At 69.4% G+C, this 15786-nt stretch carries 18 protein-coding genes; 13 read left to right on the top strand and 5 right to left on the bottom strand.

Going from position 1 to position 15786, the window contains the following annotated elements; all coding sequences use genetic code 11:
• Positions 1-54 precede the first annotated feature (54 nt).
• From OH809_RS24425 to OH809_RS24385, 9 genes are all read left to right on the top strand, one after another.
• Positions 55-552 carry a SigE family RNA polymerase sigma factor gene (locus OH809_RS24425; protein ID WP_406516273.1) on the top strand — a complete coding sequence of 166 codons (498 nt, stop codon included), beginning with the start codon at positions 55-57 and terminating at the stop codon, positions 550-552.
• 477 nt (positions 553-1029) lie between these two features.
• Positions 1030-2301, top strand: coding sequence for a mannosyltransferase family protein (locus OH809_RS24420; RefSeq protein ID WP_406515524.1), 1272 nt, complete (start codon positions 1030-1032; stop codon positions 2299-2301).
• Between the two features lie 559 nt (positions 2302-2860).
• Positions 2861-3844 (top strand): ATP-binding cassette domain-containing protein, encoded by a 984-nt coding sequence (locus tag OH809_RS24415; RefSeq protein ID WP_406515523.1) that lies wholly within the window; start codon positions 2861-2863, stop codon positions 3842-3844.
• 426 nt (positions 3845-4270) lie between these two features.
• On the top strand, positions 4271-4672 hold the full coding sequence (locus OH809_RS24410; protein WP_406515522.1) for an RNHCP domain-containing protein: 402 nt from the start codon (positions 4271-4273) through the stop codon (positions 4670-4672).
• Positions 4673-4714: 42 nt separating this feature from the next.
• The gene (locus OH809_RS24405) at positions 4715-5131 is read left to right on the top strand and encodes an RNHCP domain-containing protein (protein ID WP_406420396.1); all 417 of its coding nucleotides are present in this window, start codon (positions 4715-4717) and stop codon (positions 5129-5131) included.
• Positions 5132-5365: 234 nt separating this feature from the next.
• Entirely contained in the window at positions 5366-5620 is a 255-nt protein-coding gene (locus OH809_RS24400; protein WP_405687044.1) for a type II toxin-antitoxin system Phd/YefM family antitoxin, read from the top strand.
• Positions 5617-5760 (top strand): hypothetical protein, encoded by a 144-nt coding sequence (locus OH809_RS24395; RefSeq protein ID WP_406420397.1) that lies wholly within the window; start codon positions 5617-5619, stop codon positions 5758-5760. The genes OH809_RS24400 and OH809_RS24395 overlap by 4 nt, the downstream gene beginning before the upstream one ends.
• Before the next feature lie 21 nt (positions 5761-5781).
• Positions 5782-5868 (top strand): type II toxin-antitoxin system RelE/ParE family toxin, encoded by an 87-nt coding sequence (locus OH809_RS24390; protein ID WP_406425010.1) that lies wholly within the window; start codon positions 5782-5784, stop codon positions 5866-5868.
• Positions 5869-6315: 447 nt separating this feature from the next.
• Entirely contained in the window at positions 6316-7053 is a 738-nt protein-coding gene (locus OH809_RS24385) for a hypothetical protein (protein ID WP_406515521.1), read from the top strand.
• 14 nt (positions 7054-7067) lie between these two features.
• Here OH809_RS24385 and OH809_RS24380 read toward each other — a convergent pair whose 3' ends face one another.
• Both OH809_RS24380 and OH809_RS24375 read right to left on the bottom strand, forming a co-directional pair.
• Positions 7068-7922: an NmrA family NAD(P)-binding protein gene (locus OH809_RS24380; RefSeq protein WP_406420398.1), complete on the bottom strand. Its 855-nt coding sequence runs from the start codon at positions 7920-7922 to the stop codon at positions 7068-7070.
• Positions 7923-8030: 108 nt separating this feature from the next.
• Positions 8031-8453: an ATP-binding protein gene (locus OH809_RS24375; RefSeq protein ID WP_406420399.1), complete on the bottom strand. Its 423-nt coding sequence runs from the start codon at positions 8451-8453 to the stop codon at positions 8031-8033.
• A gap of 134 nt (positions 8454-8587) precedes the next feature.
• On the opposite strand from OH809_RS24375, the gene OH809_RS24370 reads away from it, so the two are divergent.
• From OH809_RS24370 to OH809_RS24360, 3 genes are all read left to right on the top strand, one after another.
• The gene (locus tag OH809_RS24370; RefSeq protein ID WP_406425012.1) at positions 8588-9454 is read left to right on the top strand and encodes a Scr1 family TA system antitoxin-like transcriptional regulator; all 867 of its coding nucleotides are present in this window, start codon (positions 8588-8590) and stop codon (positions 9452-9454) included.
• Complete coding sequence (locus OH809_RS24365) at positions 9451-9696, top strand: DUF397 domain-containing protein (RefSeq protein ID WP_406515520.1); 246 nt, start codon at positions 9451-9453, stop codon at positions 9694-9696. The genes OH809_RS24370 and OH809_RS24365 overlap by 4 nt, the downstream gene beginning before the upstream one ends.
• 330 nt (positions 9697-10026) lie before the next feature.
• Positions 10027-10953 carry a helix-turn-helix domain-containing protein gene (locus OH809_RS24360; RefSeq protein WP_406515519.1) on the top strand — a complete coding sequence of 309 codons (927 nt, stop codon included), beginning with the start codon at positions 10027-10029 and terminating at the stop codon, positions 10951-10953.
• 45 nt (positions 10954-10998) lie between these two features.
• Here the strand turns inward: OH809_RS24360 and OH809_RS24355 are convergent, their stop codons facing one another.
• The 3 genes from OH809_RS24355 to OH809_RS24345 all read right to left on the bottom strand — a co-directional run bounded on the left by OH809_RS24355 (position 10999) and on the right by OH809_RS24345 (position 14067).
• Complete coding sequence (locus OH809_RS24355) at positions 10999-11433, bottom strand: GNAT family N-acetyltransferase (protein WP_406420402.1); 435 nt, start codon at positions 11431-11433, stop codon at positions 10999-11001.
• Between the two features lie 67 nt (positions 11434-11500).
• On the bottom strand, positions 11501-12985 hold the full coding sequence (locus tag OH809_RS24350) for a peptidoglycan D,D-transpeptidase FtsI family protein (RefSeq protein ID WP_406420403.1): 1485 nt from the start codon (positions 12983-12985) through the stop codon (positions 11501-11503).
• 236 nt (positions 12986-13221) lie between these two features.
• A complete protein-coding gene (locus tag OH809_RS24345) occupies positions 13222-14067 on the bottom strand; it encodes an LLM class F420-dependent oxidoreductase (RefSeq protein WP_406515518.1) in 846 nt (281 codons plus the stop codon).
• A 179-nt stretch (positions 14068-14246) separates the two neighbouring features.
• On the opposite strand from OH809_RS24345, the gene OH809_RS24340 reads away from it, so the two are divergent.
• A complete protein-coding gene (locus OH809_RS24340) occupies positions 14247-15782 on the top strand; it encodes a CehA/McbA family metallohydrolase (RefSeq protein WP_406515517.1) in 1536 nt (511 codons plus the stop codon).
• Positions 15783-15786 lie beyond the last annotated feature (4 nt).

Raw genomic sequence — 15786 nt, 5'->3', positions numbered from 1 at the left:
GGATGCCCTGTGCCGGGCGTATGCCTGGTGAAGCGAGAGATCCGGGAGTGGTTGTTGACCGTCGAGGAGTTCGAAGATTTCTATGTCCAGACGGCCGCGCGTCTCACAGGGCAGTTGTACGTGATGCTCGGCGACCTGCACGAGGCGCAGGACGTCGTACAGGAGGCCTTCGTCAAGGGGTGGAACCGGCGGCGGCAGCTTGACCGCGACGGGCAGCCCGAGGCGTGGATCCGCACGGTTGCATGGCGTCTGGCGGTGAGCCGATGGCGCCTGCGGCGGCGTGCGGCAGACGCGTGGACGCGCAGTGGTGCCCTGCCGGATGCCGAGGGGCCAGGTCCAGAGCGCGTGGCGCTGGTGGAGGGGCTGCGCGGGCTGCCGGCCCAGCAGCGCCGCACGATGGCCCTGCACTACGTATGCGACCTCACCGTTGAGCAGATCGCCGGTGAGACCGGTCAGTCCGCCAGCACCGTCAAGACACACCTGGTCCGCGGACGGGCCGCGCTCGCTCATCGCCTGCAGGACCCGCCTATTGAGGAGGCCGCCGGTGCCTGAGCCACACGACCCGCTGCGATCCCTGTTCCAGCAAGCGGCCGAATCCGGGCAGTCCCGCGCCGTTGCCGCGCCTGTTGTCCGAATCGCCGAACGCGGTCGGCAGGCCCACCGGCGCCGCCTTGCCGCGCTCGCGGCGGGAGCGTGCCTGGTCCTTGCCGGCGGCGGTGTGACCACAGCCACGCTTCTGGCGGGCAAGCCACCCCCGGCGGTCCCGGCAACCAGCCCGTCTCCGATCACGCCGTCACCCGCGCTCACCACCCGGCCACCGTCGAGCAGTACGCCCTCCATCCCCAGCGCGACGGAAACCTCAGCCCGGCCGACCGATACAAGCACCTCAGGTGGTGCGCCCGTCGCCACGACGTCGCCCTCGCACAGCGGGGCCACCGCTACGTCAGCGCCCTGATCGCCCATTTCTCGTGACCCGGCGGGCGCCACCGGGCGGTCCCGCACGCCTGCGCACACTCAAGAGAGCCCTATATGTCTGCCATGTCGTCCAGGTTGCGTGAGAGCACGCCTGTACCCGCCCAACGCTCTGCGACGCAGGAACGGCCTGCAGTGCACCCCCGGACAGGGAGCGAGTCCGGTTCTCGCCGCTCGCGAGCGGCCCTCTTCGGCGGCCTGTCCTTCCGCCTGGGCTCTGCCGACCGTCAGGTGTTGTGGCTGTACCTGCTGACACGAATAGGCGTCTGGACCACCGCCTACTGTGCCCGGTGGCTGTTTCCGGCCGACCGTGATTCCCGTGATGCCGACTCCGTCCTCGCGTCCTTTCAGCAGTGGGACTGGGCTCACTATCTGCACATAGCGCGCGACGGCTACTTTCCCGGGCAGGCAGGAACCTGGCAGAACGACAACCGGGCAGCTTTCTTCCCCGGCTTCCCGCTTGTGCTGCGGGCGGTCCACGTCATCGTGCCGCACTGGACTGCGGCCGGGCTGCTGATTTCTTTCGTCGCCGGGGCCGTTGCCGTCCTGGCGCTGGCCCGGATCGCCCAACTGCACCTGCCCTATGAGAGCGCAGGCCGGCGCACCGTCCTGATGCTTCTGTTCTCACCGTGCGCAGTCTTCCTCGCCGCCGGTTACACCGAGGCTCTCTTCCTTGCGCTGGCCCTGCCTGCCTGGCTCGCCGCCCAGCGGCACAATTGGCCTCTCGCCGCCGCCCTGACCGCCTTGGCCACCACGGTCCGCGTGAGCGGCCTTTTCCTCGCTGCCGCCATCACCCTCCACTTCGTCCTGGCAGCGCGCACCCGTCGTCACTGGCGCCAACTGCCCTGGCTGGCTCTGCCCGCCCTGCCTACAGCCGCCTACGCCTGCTACCTGCACGCGTACACCGGCGACTGGATGGCCTGGAAGCACGCCCAGGAACGGGGCTGGTACCGCACCTTCCACACCCCCTGGGGGGCCTGGACCAACACCTGGCACGCCGCCTTCAGCCACACCCAGACCACCGGCTACGCCTTCATGTTCCAGGCCGAACTCCTTGCCATGCTCGCCGGGATCCTCATGTGCGGCCTGCTGATCCGGCAACGCCGCTGGGCCGAGGCCCTGTACATCGGCCTCAGCCTGTGTGCCCTGGGAACCTCCTACTGGTACACGTCCATCCCCCGCGCCACTCTCCTGTGGTGGCCGCTGTGGATCGTCCTGGCCGGATGGAGCCTGCGCAGACCACGGTTCATGACCGCCTACCTCTGCCTTGCCGCACCCCTGACAACCGTCTTCGCCCTCACCTTTCTCTCAGGACGATGGGCCGGCTGACGAGCAGGATCGCCATATCGACAGTGAGCGACGTTCTGCAGGCCGTTCAGCTGCCACCGGCTATGGCCGGGCCCGGGAAGACGACCGCGACGGCCACGCCGTTGCTGCGGCCTTCGACCCGGCCGTGGCCAGGTCCACTTCGGTGCCGGTGACGATGAGCTCGACAAGGTCATCACGCGGATGCTGAAGATCAAGGAGATCAAGCGCTGACCTCGCGCTTCCGGCACCCGTACGGGCCGGGCACCCGCCACGGACGGGGCGCCCGGCCCGTACGCGTCATGACGCGGGAGGGAGGCGGGGCTACCCGGACACATGGCGCGTGGACGGCAAATGACATGCGCGCCGGCAGACCTCCCCGTACGGTGTTTCGTATGGGTTCCCTGTGACAGTCCCCGTGCGACCGCGTTGAGCTCGGCTCCGCCATCGCACGTTCTCATCCGTGCTCCTGCTCTCCTGCGCCGATGCCGCCTGCGCGGCGGGCCGTGAGGGGCCACGGCGTGCGCGGATGCGTCCAGCTGCCCGTTCCGATCGGCACCGGCCGAGAACAAGGGACTCCTCCATGCCCAGCGCACAACTATCCCTTCACAACATCACCCGCCGCTACGACGACCACATCGTGCTGAACGAGGTGTCCTTCACCGTCGGAGCGGGCGAGAAGGCCGGCATCATCGGCGACAACGGGGCCGGGAAATCAACCCTGTTGCGGCTGGTCTCCGGACAGGACCGGCCCGACAACGGCGAGTTGACCGTGGTCTCGCCCGGTGGCATCGGCCATCTCGCCCAGTCCCTGGCGCTGCCACCCGAAGCCGATGTCCAGGATGCCGTGAACCTGGCCCTCGCCGAGCTGCGCGACCTCGAAAGCCGGATGCGCCGCGCCGAGGCCGGGCTGAAGAACCTGGCCGGGGCGGAGCTCGCCGCAGCGCTCGACGCCTACTCCCGGCTGGTTGCCCGGTACGAGGCACGTGACGGGTACCGGCTGCTGGTCACCGGACCCAACGGGGCCGGCAAGACGACACTCATGCGGGTCCTCGCGGGCGAACTGCGGCCCGACGACGAGACCGTGCGCACCACGGGCCGGGTCGGGCACCTGCGGCAGGAGGAAACACCGTGGCCGCCCGGCCTGACAGTGCCGCAGGCCTTCGCCCACAACAGGGCCGGGGACCTGGACGAGCACACCGACGCCCTCCTCTCGCTCGGCCTGTTCCGTCCTGACGACCTGCGTCTGAGGGTCGGCGAGCTGTCCTACGGGCAGCGGCGCCGCATCGAACTGGCCCGCCTGGTGAGCGATCCCGTCGACCTGCTGTTGCTCGACGAGCCCACGAACCATCTCTCCCCCGCCCTGGCCGAGGAACTGGAAGGCGCACTGGCCGGCTACCCGGGAGCGGTCGTCGTCGTCGTCACCCACGACCGCCGCATGCGAGACCGCTTCACCGGCAACCACCTGGAGCTGAGCGCAGGCCGTATCACACAGCACCGGTCACTTGCGGCGACGGAGCAGGCCGCCCCCGCCCGGAGCTCGATCCACCCGCCGACTCGTTCCTGAACACGCACCTTCACCTGCCCGGGGTGGCCCGGCCCGCTCTTCGGCCGGGCCGGGCCATCCCACGCGTATCCGCGCGGCCCGATAATCGCTGGATCCGGCCCGGGCACATTGTTACGGTCACCTCGACCACGGTGTCGACCGTCGCCGAACCATGGGCGCTCGCCCTGGAAAGAAGTTGATGTATGCCCCGGCCAGTAGTTCCGAGCTTCCCTCGTCGCGCCTCCATCCGCGCCGGGGCGATCGGAGCTGCGTGCATGCGCACGCCCGCGGCATCGCGCTGACCTGCATGCCCTGACCGGTACGCGTTTCCGCCTCGTCAGTACGTGATCCCGGCTGACGACTCACGCCTCTCCGGCCCGTGCCCCCGAGGGCTGCTCGGTACTTCCCTGCTGCATTGCTCATCCTCTTCGGCAAGGAGAAAACCGGGTGTCCACCGACAACCCCCAGAACCGTTCGACCAAGTCCTCCGCCAACGGCGCCAGCGCCTATCTGAGGACCGACACCTTCACCTGCCTGTGGTGCGGGCTGACCGTCGCCACGCTCGCGCCCGACGGCAGCCGCCGCAACCACTGCCCCAGTTGCCTGCACTCGCAGCACTGCCTCGACCACATCGAGGGCGGCCCGTCCGACTGCGGGGCACGTATGACCCCGATCTCCATCGCGGTGCTCCGCACCGGCGACTGGATGGTCATCCACCGCTGCACCCGCTGCGACGAGCTGACCTCGAACCCGGTGTGCGGAGACGACAACCAGCTGATCCTGATGCGGATGGCCGTACGCCCACTGGCCCAACCGCCCTTTCCGCTCGAAGCGTTCGGTCACCTGTGACGGGCCGCCGACGACGACCGCGGAACGGACGGAGAAACCGACATGCCACGTCGTAGACCCCGGCGATCAACGCACCGCCCACAGAGGCGAAAGGATGTCCTGCACGGACCGGGCGGCGCTCACGGCGACGCGTTCCGTTGTGTCGGCTGCCGGCTGGACGTGCCGCTGATCGCACCCGGCACCGCCCATCGCAACCACTGCCCGCACTGCCTGACCAGCCTGCACGTCGATCAGCGGATTCCGGGAGACCGGGCCGCCGACTGCCGTGGGCGGATGACGGCGCTCAGCCTGTCCGTCCGGCAGGACGGGGAATGGACGATCATCCACGAGTGCCTGACCTGCGGTGAGCTCAGCGCCAACCGCATCGCGGGAGACGACAACGCCCTGGCCCTGATGCGGATGGCGGTACGCCCGCTGTCGGACACCCTCATCCCCGTAAAGGCGCTGCTCACGCTTTGACACGGGGCGCCCGGTCACCGCCGCGTTCACGGCGGTGACCGGGCGCCGAGGGTGGTACGCGCCGTCACACGTGTCCGGGTTGGGTCAGCCACTGCCGAGCCGCGCAGCTCGGCAGTGTCGAGGAAGAACGTGACATCGCGGGCCGTGGTGTCACGTTGTTCGGATGGGGTGTGGTTGCCGGCGGCACCCAGATGCCGACTGGACACAAGTTGCAACAAGTGTACACTTCTGTGTATGAGTGACACACTGCCGATCACCGAGGCCCGCGCCCGCTTCGGCTCCCTCGTCCGCAGAGCCTCGAATGCGCGGGAACGCATCACCATCACCGACCACGGCCAGCCCGCGGCCATACTGATCAATCCTCAGGAACTGGCTGAACTGGAGGATGCGCTGGCTCTGGCCCAGTACCAGGCACGCCAGGCCGCCGGCACCGTGGAAACCGTTCCACATGACCAGGTCCGTGCACGACTCGGCCTGGAGCAGCGTTGACGTATCTGATCACGTGGGACGAGCACGCCATCGATCAGGCTGCCCGGTTCCTCAAGGACGACCCCGACGGCCTGCGCCAGTTAGTGGATGCCGTCGACCTGCTCGCCGACAACCCTCTGCCTCAAGGGTCTGCACCGTAAGGCTCCCCCACGCTGCGACGCGTGCACGTCGGGCGCTACCGAGTGCTGTACGAGATCACAGAGGCCGAGGTCACCATCATCGTGATCCACATCGGTCGCGTCGGCTGACTTTCACAGAGCCGTGGCCAACTGGGCCCTGACCGTCTTGCCCACGGCCCGGTCCGTCACGCCCCACGATGTCGCCAGCGCCTCGACCAGGTGCAGGCCGTAGCCCGATTCCGCGCCGGGCCGAGAAGGGAGCGACGGTACACCCCACTCGTCGAGTTGATGCACAGCGAGCCGACGGGCGAGCCGCGCGCCGCGACGGGTGACACTGAAGCGTTGGACGAACTAGGCGCGCCCGGCCCGGGCAGGGGTCGTCGAATAACGTGACATCGCAGGGCTCGTGTGTCACGTTGCTCGGACGGGGTGTGGGGGCGGGCCCGCGCGGATACGGTTCACGCGTGCGCTGATCATCTGGGCGGCGGCCAAGTGCCGTCACGGACGGTGGGGGCGACTCCGGCAGGCGGAGCCGCCCGGCAGGCCTACCCGACGCCATCCCACGGAGGTCACGCAATGACCGCTCAGCAGCCCCTCACCTACGACGCGTTCGTCGAAATCGCCTCAGCCGACCGCGCCGTCGTCGGTCTCGTCCTCAAGGGATCCCACGCCCACGAAGGTATGACGACCGAGCGCTCCGACCATGACCTCTACGTCGTCGTCGCCGATGATGCGGCGACCGATCTCGCCCCGCTCTCCGGCCACCGCACGGCCGAGCTCGACCTCGTCGTCCTCCCGCTCGCCGACTTCCGGGCGGCGGGAATGCCCGGCTTCGAGCGCTACGCCCTTGCCCGCGCCCGGATCGTACTCGACAGGCTCGACGGAGGGATCGCCGAGATCCTGGCCGCCAAAGCACGACTCGACACCGATGAAGCGTTTCGGGAGGCCGGTGAGTGGCTCGATGCCTACGCCAACTCTCTCTACCGCTCCGTGAAGAACGAGCGCGACGGACATGCACTCGCCGCCCGCCTCGACGCCGCCGACAGCATCCGTTTTCTGCTGGAGCTGCTCTTCGCTCTGGACCGTCGCCCGCGCCCCTACAACAAGTACCTGCAGTGGGAGCTCGTCCGGTACCCGCTGCCCGGCTGGGACACTGGCTCGCTGCTGGAGGCTGCGGACCACATCTCGGCAACAGGCAGTGTGTCGCTTCAGCGGAGCCTCTTCGCCCGTGTCGAGGCGGCGGCCCGTCACGCCGGGCACGGCGCGGTGCTGGACGCATGGGGCGAGGACCTGGAACTGATGCGACCGCAATAACCGCAATAGCGGGGTCACACGCGGGGTGCAGGCCATTCCTGGGCGTCCGCCCATGCGGCGTACGAGGTCCAGGGGACGGTGGGGAACTGCGCCCGCAACGCCTCCAGGTCCACCTGGTAACCGGTGTCCGCCAGAAAGCTGTACATGGCGAACATGTCGGGGTTGGTGGTACGCAGGTCCGCCAGTGGCGTCTGCCGGAACGCGACCGTGCCGCCCGCGGCCCGTCCGATCTCCTCGGCCATCCGGACCGGCGTGGGATCGTCGCCCGCCACCTCGATCCGCTGCCCGATCCAGCGGTCCGGATCGGCCACGACCGCGGCCACGACACGGCCCAGGTCCTGCCGTGCCACCTGCTGGAGTGGGGTGTCGCCGGGAAGCGGCATGGTGAGGAGGCCGGCGGCGACCTCGTCCAGCGCGCCCAGCGCGTTGTCGTAGAAGTAGGTCGGTGCCACCACGGTTGCCGGAAGTCCGGAGCCGGCGAGCAGTTCCTCGGTCCTGGCCTTGGTCTCGAAGTGCGGGACGCCGGTGCCACGGTCCGCACTGGCGACGGAGGCCAGCACCAGATGCGGCAGCGCGGCGTCCTCGGCGGCCCGCACGATTGCCGCGCCCTGGGCCACCTCCGCGTCCAGGCCGTCCTGGAACGGGGTGGTGACGGCGAATGCGGCCGTCGTACCCCGGAATGCCTCGGCGAGCGAGGCCGCGTCGAACAGATCCCCGGGAACGACCTCCGCCCCGGCCGCCGCCAGCGCCCTGGCCCGACCGCTGCCGGGATCACGCACCACGGCGCGCACGGCACGCCCCGCCTCCAGCAGGGCGGCGGCCACCGCGCCGCCCTGGCCGCCGGTCGCTCCGAGTACGGCGATGGACATGGGTTCTCTCCCTGTTCGACGGATATGGGTCCATGCTGACCAGCGGCGGCCAGACCTGCCACCGGGAGGGCCCCGGGTGGTGGGCGTCGGCCCTGCCGCGTGTCCGCCTCAATGATGACCGGAAAGTAACTCGGCCCAGACCGTCTTGCCCACGACTCGCTCGGTGACTCCCCAGGACGTGGCCAGCGCCTCGACCAGGTTCAGGCCGTACCCCGACTCCGCGCCACTCGTCGGCGCACACCGCTGCGGCCCCCGCTCACCCAGTGCGTCCGACACCTCGATACGGAGTGTGTCCGCCAGGTCGAGGAGCTTCAGCTCGAAGTCCCGCCCCTTCACGTGCCCGTGCAGCACCGCGTTCGCCGCCAGTTCGGCCACGACCAGGGCGGCATTGTCGGAGAGCTCGCTCCCGTACGGCACTCCCCACTCGTCGAGTTGATGCACAGCGAGCCGGCGGGCGAGCCGTGCACCGCGGCGGGTGGCGCTGAAGCGTTGGACGAACTCGGCGCCCGCAAGGGTGGTTTCGGCGTTCATGTGACTCAGCGTGTCCGGTTCCTCGTACGCTGACCAGGAGTGACACCACGACGCCGAGCAGCTGTACGGGCACGCCCGGTCGGCTGTACGGAGCGTCGGCCGTGACCGGGCGGACAGAGAGCGGTGCGGGGCAGATGGCGAACGCGGAACGTGAGGAACGACCGAAGCGACCGGCCGAGTCGGACGGCACGGCGCACCTGTTCAGGGCGCTGGGCAAACAGATCAAGGTGCTGCGGGAACGCGCGGGTCTGAGCCAGAAGGATCTGGGGCTCGCTGTGCATTGCGGGGAGGACCTGATCTCCGCAATGGAGCGGGGAGTACGGACGCCGCAAGCTGATTTCCTTGAGCGGGTCGATGAGCTTCTTGAGGCAAAGGGTTTGCTCAGAGTGGCAATCCCCGACGTCCTGGAAGCCCGGAAGAAGGCGCGCACCCGGCATCCGGAGTGGTACCGCGATTACGCAAGGTTGGAGGCGGACGCAGTACAGCTTTACGTCTACAACAACCAGTCCGTGCCCGGCCTGCTTCAGACCGAGTCTTACGCACGCGCCCTCTTCACTCAGTGGCAACCGCTGCTCAGCGAGGAGACCATCGACAAGAGGGTGGCCGACCGACTGGACCGCCAGCAGATCTTCTCCCCATGGCCCTCGCCGACGTTTCACTTCATCCTGGACGAGAGCGTACTGATGCGGCCCATCGGTGGCCGGGGCGTCCATCAGGAACAGTTGCGGAAGCTCCTGCACATTGGCCGTCTCCGGACGGTGCAAATTCAGCTGATGCCGCTTGATCGCACCGAACAGCCCAGCCTGGATGGCCCGTTCACGCTGGTCACGCCCAAGGGCAAGCAGCAAGTGGCCTACCTGGAGATCCACACGTATCCAAGGCTGATCACCGATCTGGAGGAGGTCCGTGTGCTGGCCGTCCGCTATGGAATCATCCAGTCGGCGGCTCTCACGCCACAGGAGTCGTTGGCCGTGATCGAGAAGATGCTGGGAGAGCAATGAGCACCGAGCGACTGCGCTGGTACAAGAACAGCTACAGCGACGGCGAAGGCGGCGCCTGCATCGAGGTCGCCTATGACTGGCGCAAGTCCAGCCACAGCAGTGGCGGCGGCGGCGAATGCGTCGAGGTCGCGACCTGCCCCACCACCGTCCACGTCCGCGACTCCAAGAACATCCAGGGTCCCCACCTCGACGTCACCCCCGCCACCTGGTCCGCCTTCGTCTCGTACGCGCGCCAGGGCTGAGCGCGGCCCGATCCGCCTGGCGCACCTGGTCCCGCACCGGATCGCGACAGCCGCGACCCGGTGCGCCGCGACCCGGTCGAACGCGACGCGGCGGCCCCCGACGTAAAGGCTTTAAAGGCTTTGGGAAGAAGGAACTTCCCAACCCAACCCCTCCCCCGGTCACAACCAGAGGCCCGTCACTCACACGGGTGAGGTTTGCCAACTTGGCTGGCTTCCCTGGCGGTTGGCTGGCATATGCTCGCCGCGACAACCGCAAACATGCGTCGGCCCCCGGCCGGGACTCGCAATCCCGATCGAGGGCCTGACCACCGAGGAAGTTAGGGCTTCCCGATGGATACCCAGCAGGTTAGCGCGCCCTCGCGCGCCCCGTCTCCCCTTCCCGGAGACGCCACGCCGTCATCCGGTGTCGTACACATCAATTCCCGGCACACCAGACGCTTCACGGTCGTCGGCAACCACCTCGCCCAGCACCGCGAGCTCTCCCTCCTCGCGATCGGTCTCGCCACCCACATCCAGTCGCTGCCCACCGGAGCGAAGATTGGCATCAGGTTCCTCGCCGACCGCTTCCCGGAGAGCGAGGCCCGCATCGCCGCCGCCCTGCGCGAACTGGAAGTCCACGGCTACCTGCGCCGCATCCGCGAACGCCTCCCCAACGGCCGCGTCGTCACCCGCACCTGCTCGTACAACCAGCCGGACACCACCCCGCACACGTCTCCGGCGTCCAGGCCGCAGCCCCGGCCGAGGCCGCGCCCCAGGTGCCCCGTTCCCGCACCGGCGCAGTGCGCGACGCCCACGCCCCTCTCCCCCGACCGGACCCTGGCGCCGCCGCCCGCCCTGCCTGCCGCCCCTGCACCCTCCCCTCCGCTGCCCACGCCTCACGCCCCCAGCGTCGAGCTGCTCTGCACCGCCACCGATCTCCTCGCCGATCTACGTCGGGACACCCCGCAACTGATCCTCTCCGAGCGCGATGTCGACCGTCTCAGCCACGCCGTCGCCGCCTGGCTCGAACGCGGAGCCACCCCCGAGATGATCAGGCGTGCCCTGGCTGCCGACCTTCCCATGCCCCTCAAGCACCCGGCGAAATTGCTCGAACACCGCCTCGCCGCGCTCCTCCCACCGCCGCTTCCCCTCACCTCCGTACACCGGGTGGTGACGCCCTTCCAGACCTGCGACGGCTGCGAGCGCGCTTTCCGCTCCCCCACGCCTGGCCACTGCCGCGACTGCCGAACCGACGAGCACCACCCGCCCACCGCCTAGTCGGAGACCGGAGCGGGGGCGGGCAAGGGCGGGAGGCGCGGCGCCCTACTCCATCGGGAACCGGTAGACCGTCGACCCCCGGGCCCGGAAACCGAGACGTTCATACAGCCGGTTCGCCGCCTCCCGGTCCGGGCAGGACGTCAGATCGACGGTCCGGGCGCCCGCCTCCCGCGCGAGGTCCAGGGCTCTTCGGGTCAGCGCGGCCGCAACTCCCTTGCCCCGGGCCGAGACATCCACGACGACGTCCTCGATGCGTGCCCGTACCCCGGTGAGAACCGGGAACACCACCAGAGTCAGCGTCCCGACGATCTCGCCCCCGTCGCGAGCGACCAGCACGGTGTTCGTCTCGCACCGCACCACCCGGTCGACCGCTTCGAGGTCCAGGAGGGCGGCTGTCGAAGAAAGTTGGGGCAGCAACCGCCCGAAGGCGTCGACGACTTCCTGACTCGCTTCGTGGACAATCTCCACCTCGACGCTCATGCGCGGGAGCCTATCCTCCACCCCGCGCATCCGCGCCGTGATGGCGGACACGCCGCGAGCACCTGGGCTACTTCCCCAGCACCGCCTGCATCACGCGCTTCGCGATCGGGCCACCGAGGCGGCCGCCCGAGATGTCGGTGCGGGAGATGTCCATGTCCGTCGGGTCGATGAAGACCGCGACGGCCACCGACTGCCCGTCGGCCTTCTTGCCGTAGGAGACGAACCAGCCGTACGGCACCTTGTCCTTCACGTTCACTCCGCGCTGCGCCGTGCCGGTCTTGCCGCCGACCGTGACCCCGTCGATGAGGGCCCGTTGCGCGCTGCCTTCCTTCGCGGTGAACTCCATCATTTCCTGGACCTTCTTCGCCGTTCCCTCGGACACGGCCTGGCTCTTGAGCTTCGGCTCGTGCTTCTCCAGGGTCGCCAGGTCGGGGCCGCGCAGCTCTTCGACGAGGTAGGGCTGCATCAGCTTGCCGTCGTTGGCGAGGGCGGCGGTCACCATGGCCATCTGCATCGGTGTGCTGGTCAGGCTGCCCTGGCCCATGCCGGTCAGAGCGGTTCCTGGCTTGTCCAGTCCGGTCGGGTAGAGGCTCTTGGTGGCGAGCATGTCGCCGAACTCGTCTGAGTAGACATCGGAGTTGAAACCGAACTTCTCCGCCGTCCCGCGCATCTTGTCCGCGCCGACCTTGGACGCCGCGTCGAGGAAGACGTTGTTGCAGGAGTGCTGCATGGCGGTCTTCATCGACGCCTTGTTGCAGACGGCGTCACCCGCCTCACTGCTGATCCTGTTCGAGGAGAGCGGCAGGGGATACGGGGAGACCGCGTCGGACGCGGCGTCGACATCCGTGACCACGCCGTTCTCCAGGGCCGCGGCCGCTGTGAGGATCTTGAAGGTGGAGCCGGGCGGGAAGGTCTCGCGCAGTGGGCGGTTGGCCAGCGGCTTGCTCTTCTCGTCGACGAGCGCCTGGAACCGGTCGCTCTCCTTGAATGTGTTCCCGGCGAAGACGGACGGGTCGTACGAGGGGGTGGAGACGAGTGCCAGGACCTTGCCCGTACGCGGATCGAGCGCGACGACCGCGCCCCGGGCGCCGAGGTCGGTCAGTCCCTTGTAGCCGGCTTCCTGCGCCTTGGGGTCGATGGTGGTGATCACATCGCCGCCGCGGCGCTGCTCACCGGTGAGGATGTCCTTGGCATGCCGGAAGGCGAACCGGTCGTCCTGGCCGCTGAGGATGGTGTCGTACGTCCTCTCCAGGAGGGACATGCCCTGCGCCTGGGAGGCGTAGCCGGTGACGGGGGCGTACATCGCGCCCTGCTTGAAGGTCCGCTGGTACTTGAAGTCCGTGCCGTCGACCGCTTTGGAGCCGGTGATCGCCTTGCCGCCGACGATGATGTCGCCGCGCGGAGTGGCGAACTGGGCGATCTGCACCCGGCGATTGTGCTTGTCGGTGGAGAGTGCCTCGCGCTGGAAGTGCTGGAGCCAGTTCGTCCGCAGCAGCAGGGCCATCACCAGCACCCCGCAGAAGATGGCTATGTGCCGCAACGGCCTGTTCATCGTCCCCCCGCCCCCGGAACCGGTTCGATCTTCAACAGTGGAAGATGCGCATAGCGGGCGAACGGTTGCACCGGGGGGCGGGCCCGCGGAAGGGGGCGCGGGCCCACCCGCCGGGGTGGCCGATCATTCCCGATCACCGACCCCCGAGAGACGTGGCGCGCCCGTCCTCCCGGAGGTGCGCAGTGGACATCACCCGAGCGGTCCCCGCCCGCGGTGCCGTCCCTGCCATGCCTCGGTCACAGATACTGTGCGTATTCGTCGAGGGCGCGCAGGACCTCCACCTCCCCCGCCGGGGGAAGCTGCAGGACGACCTCCGCGATGCCCAGGTCCGCGTAGTGCGCCAGCTTCCCCGCGCTCGGCAGCACCGCGTACGGCACCACGTGGAGCTGCTTCGGGTCCCGGCCTGCCGACTCCCAGGCCTCACGCAGAACGGGCACCGATTCCGTCAGCCCCCGGCCACCGATCGGGAGCCAGCCGTCCGCGTACTCCGCGATATGAGCGAACAGCTTCGGACCGGCCGCGCCGCCGATCAGGGTGCGCGGGCCGGTCACGGGGCCGCGCGCCTCCTGGACCGGCTTCGGGTGCGCATGGCTGGCCCGGACGGACCCGAACTCGCCCTCGTAACCCGTGGGTTCGTCCGCCCACAGGGCGCGCATCAGCGCCATCCGGTCGCGGCCCAGCTCCCGCCGGGTCCGCCAGGTCACTCCGTGGTCCGCGGCCTCCTCGACATTCCAGCCGAAGCCTAGGCCGAGCGTGAACCTGCCGCCGGAAAGGTGGTCGAGCGTGGCGATCTGCTTCGCCAGGTCGATCGGGTCGTGCTGGGCGATCAGGGTGATGCCGGTGCCGAGCGCCAGCCGCTCCGTCACCGCGGCCGCCTGGCCGAGGGCGACGAACGGGTCGAGCGTGCGGCCGTACTCGGGCGGAAGATCGCCGCCCGCCGGATACGGGGTGTCCCTGCTCACCGGGATGTGCGTGTGCTCCGGCAGATAAAGCCCGGCGAATCCCCGCTGTTCGAGCTCGCGCGCGAGCCGTACCGGCGTGATCGTCTCGTCGGTGAGGAAGATCGTTGTGGCGATCCGCATTCGAGGACACCTCCGTCGTCGTCCGGCCCCAACATATGCGGTGCCGATCAGGACGCCCAGAGCTCTCGCTCGCCGTTCCTGTCCGTGAATCTACTTCCGTCTGCGGTGAGTTCATGGCCCCGTAGCACGGTTCGAGTACGTCACCCTCGTCGCGCACGACACCCTGGGGAGCCACTCGTATGACCGGATCGCACACCCTGCGGAACGGCCCGCCCGGCAGGCGCGGCCTTCTCGTCGGGACCGCCGCCACCGCCCTAACGTTGTCCACTGTGAGCTTCGCGAACGCCGCACCCGGCAAGGACGGCGGCACGGACCGGGCCGACCTGACGAAGACCGTGCGCGGCACCCTGCCGACCGGGTCGCCCGACTTCGTCTATCTGCCGGTCGACGTGCCCCGCGGCGTACGGGAGATCGCCGTCTCGTACACGTACGTGAAGACGCCCGTCCCGGCCGGCACCCAGGGCAACGCCCTCGACATCGGCATCTTCGACGAGCGCGGCACAGACCTGGGCGGACGCGGGTTTCGGGGCTGGTCCGGCGGGGCGCGTGCCGGCTTCTTCATCCGGGCGGACGAGGCGACACCCGGCTATGTCGCGGGTCCGGTACGGGCCGGGACCTGGCACATCGCGCTGGGCCCGTACACCGTCGCGCCCGAGGGACTCCCGTACGAGGTGACGATCACTCTCCGTTTCGGCGAGGCCGGCACCACTGCGACGCCCGTGTACCCGCCCGAACGCGCCAGGGGGCGCGGCCGCGCCTGGTACCGCGGAGACTGCCATCTGCACTCCGTCCACTCGGACGGCAAGCGCACCCCGGCCGAGATCGCCACCGCCGCGCGCGCCGCCGGGCTCGACTTCATCAACAGCAGCGAGCACAACACCCACACCGCGCACAGCGCCTGGCAGGGGCTGTGGGGCGACGATCTGCTCATCCTGACGGGCGAGGAGATCACCACGCGCAACGGTCATGTGATCGCGCTCTCCACCGACCCCGGCACCTTCGTCGACTGGCGCTACCGGGCCCGTGACAACCGCTTCGGGCACTACGCGAAGGCCGTCCGCCGGGCGGGCGGCCTGGTCGTCCCCGCCCATCCGCACGCCACCTGCATCGGCTGCCACTGGAAGTTCGGCTTCGGCGAGGCGGACGCGGTGGAGGTGTGGAACGGGCCGTACACCCCGGAGGACGAGATCGCGCTCGCCGAGTGGGACAACTCCCTCGTCGCGGCCGTCCGCGCATCGAAGCCGTGGATCCCGGCGATGGGCAACAGCGACGCACACCGCGAGCCGGACACGGTGGGGCTGCCGCAGACCGTCGTCCTCGCCGAGGAGCTCTCGCGCGACGCGATCCTCGCGGGCATCCGGGCCGGGCACTCGTACATCGCCGAGTCGTCCGCGGTCACCCTCTCCTTCGGCGTATCGGGCGGGCGCGGCGGGCGCGCGGGGATCGGTGAGCGGCTGCGGGCCGACGCGGACAGTCCGGTCACCGTACGGCTGGAGGTCACCGGGGTGCCCGGCTGCACCGCCCACTTCGTCACGGACCAGGGCACGCTGTTCACCTCCACCCTGCCCGGGTCGGGCTCGGGCACGGTGGAGTGGCGTACGACCCCGATGTACGCCGCCTATGTCCGCGCCGAGGTCCGCCACCCGGCCACGGTGCCGGGGCTGCCGGGGGCACTGGCGGCGCTCACCAATCCGGTGTTTCCGGACGTCTCCTAGCGGT

The sequence above is a fragment of the Streptomyces sp. NBC_00873 genome (genome assembly GCF_045207415.1).
GTDB lineage: Bacteria > Actinomycetota > Actinomycetes > Streptomycetales > Streptomycetaceae > Streptomyces.
Note: the sequence above shows the minus strand (reverse complement) of the source record. Positions and strands in the feature narration are given on the sequence as shown.

Bases quoted from the DNA above. Each gene is read 5' to 3' on its own strand.
- OH809_RS24360 (WP_406515519.1), top strand. From the start codon at position 10,027: ATGGATACCCAGCAGGTTAGCGCGCCCTCGCGCGCCCCGTCTCCCCTT.
- OH809_RS24400 (WP_405687044.1), top strand. From the start codon at position 5,366: ATGAGTGACACACTGCCGATCACCGAGGCCCGCGCCCGCTTCGGCTCC.
- OH809_RS24350 (WP_406420403.1), bottom strand. From the start codon at position 12,985: ATGAACAGGCCGTTGCGGCACATAGCCATCTTCTGCGGGGTGCTGGTG.
- OH809_RS24405 (WP_406420396.1), top strand. From the start codon at position 4,715: ATGCCACGTCGTAGACCCCGGCGATCAACGCACCGCCCACAGAGGCGA.
- OH809_RS24355 (WP_406420402.1), bottom strand. From the start codon at position 11,433: ATGAGCGTCGAGGTGGAGATTGTCCACGAAGCGAGTCAGGAAGTCGTC.
- OH809_RS24420 (WP_406515524.1), top strand. From the start codon at position 1,030: ATGTCTGCCATGTCGTCCAGGTTGCGTGAGAGCACGCCTGTACCCGCC.
- OH809_RS24365 (WP_406515520.1), top strand. From the start codon at position 9,451: ATGAGCACCGAGCGACTGCGCTGGTACAAGAACAGCTACAGCGACGGC.
- OH809_RS24370 (WP_406425012.1), top strand. From the start codon at position 8,588: ATGGCGAACGCGGAACGTGAGGAACGACCGAAGCGACCGGCCGAGTCG.
- OH809_RS24385 (WP_406515521.1), top strand. From the start codon at position 6,316: ATGACCGCTCAGCAGCCCCTCACCTACGACGCGTTCGTCGAAATCGCC.
- OH809_RS24415 (WP_406515523.1), top strand. From the start codon at position 2,861: ATGCCCAGCGCACAACTATCCCTTCACAACATCACCCGCCGCTACGAC.
- OH809_RS24345 (WP_406515518.1), bottom strand. From the start codon at position 14,067: ATGCGGATCGCCACAACGATCTTCCTCACCGACGAGACGATCACGCCG.
- OH809_RS24380 (WP_406420398.1), bottom strand. From the start codon at position 7,922: ATGTCCATCGCCGTACTCGGAGCGACCGGCGGCCAGGGCGGCGCGGTG.
- OH809_RS24340 (WP_406515517.1), top strand. From the start codon at position 14,247: ATGACCGGATCGCACACCCTGCGGAACGGCCCGCCCGGCAGGCGCGGC.
- OH809_RS24375 (WP_406420399.1), bottom strand. From the start codon at position 8,453: ATGAACGCCGAAACCACCCTTGCGGGCGCCGAGTTCGTCCAACGCTTC.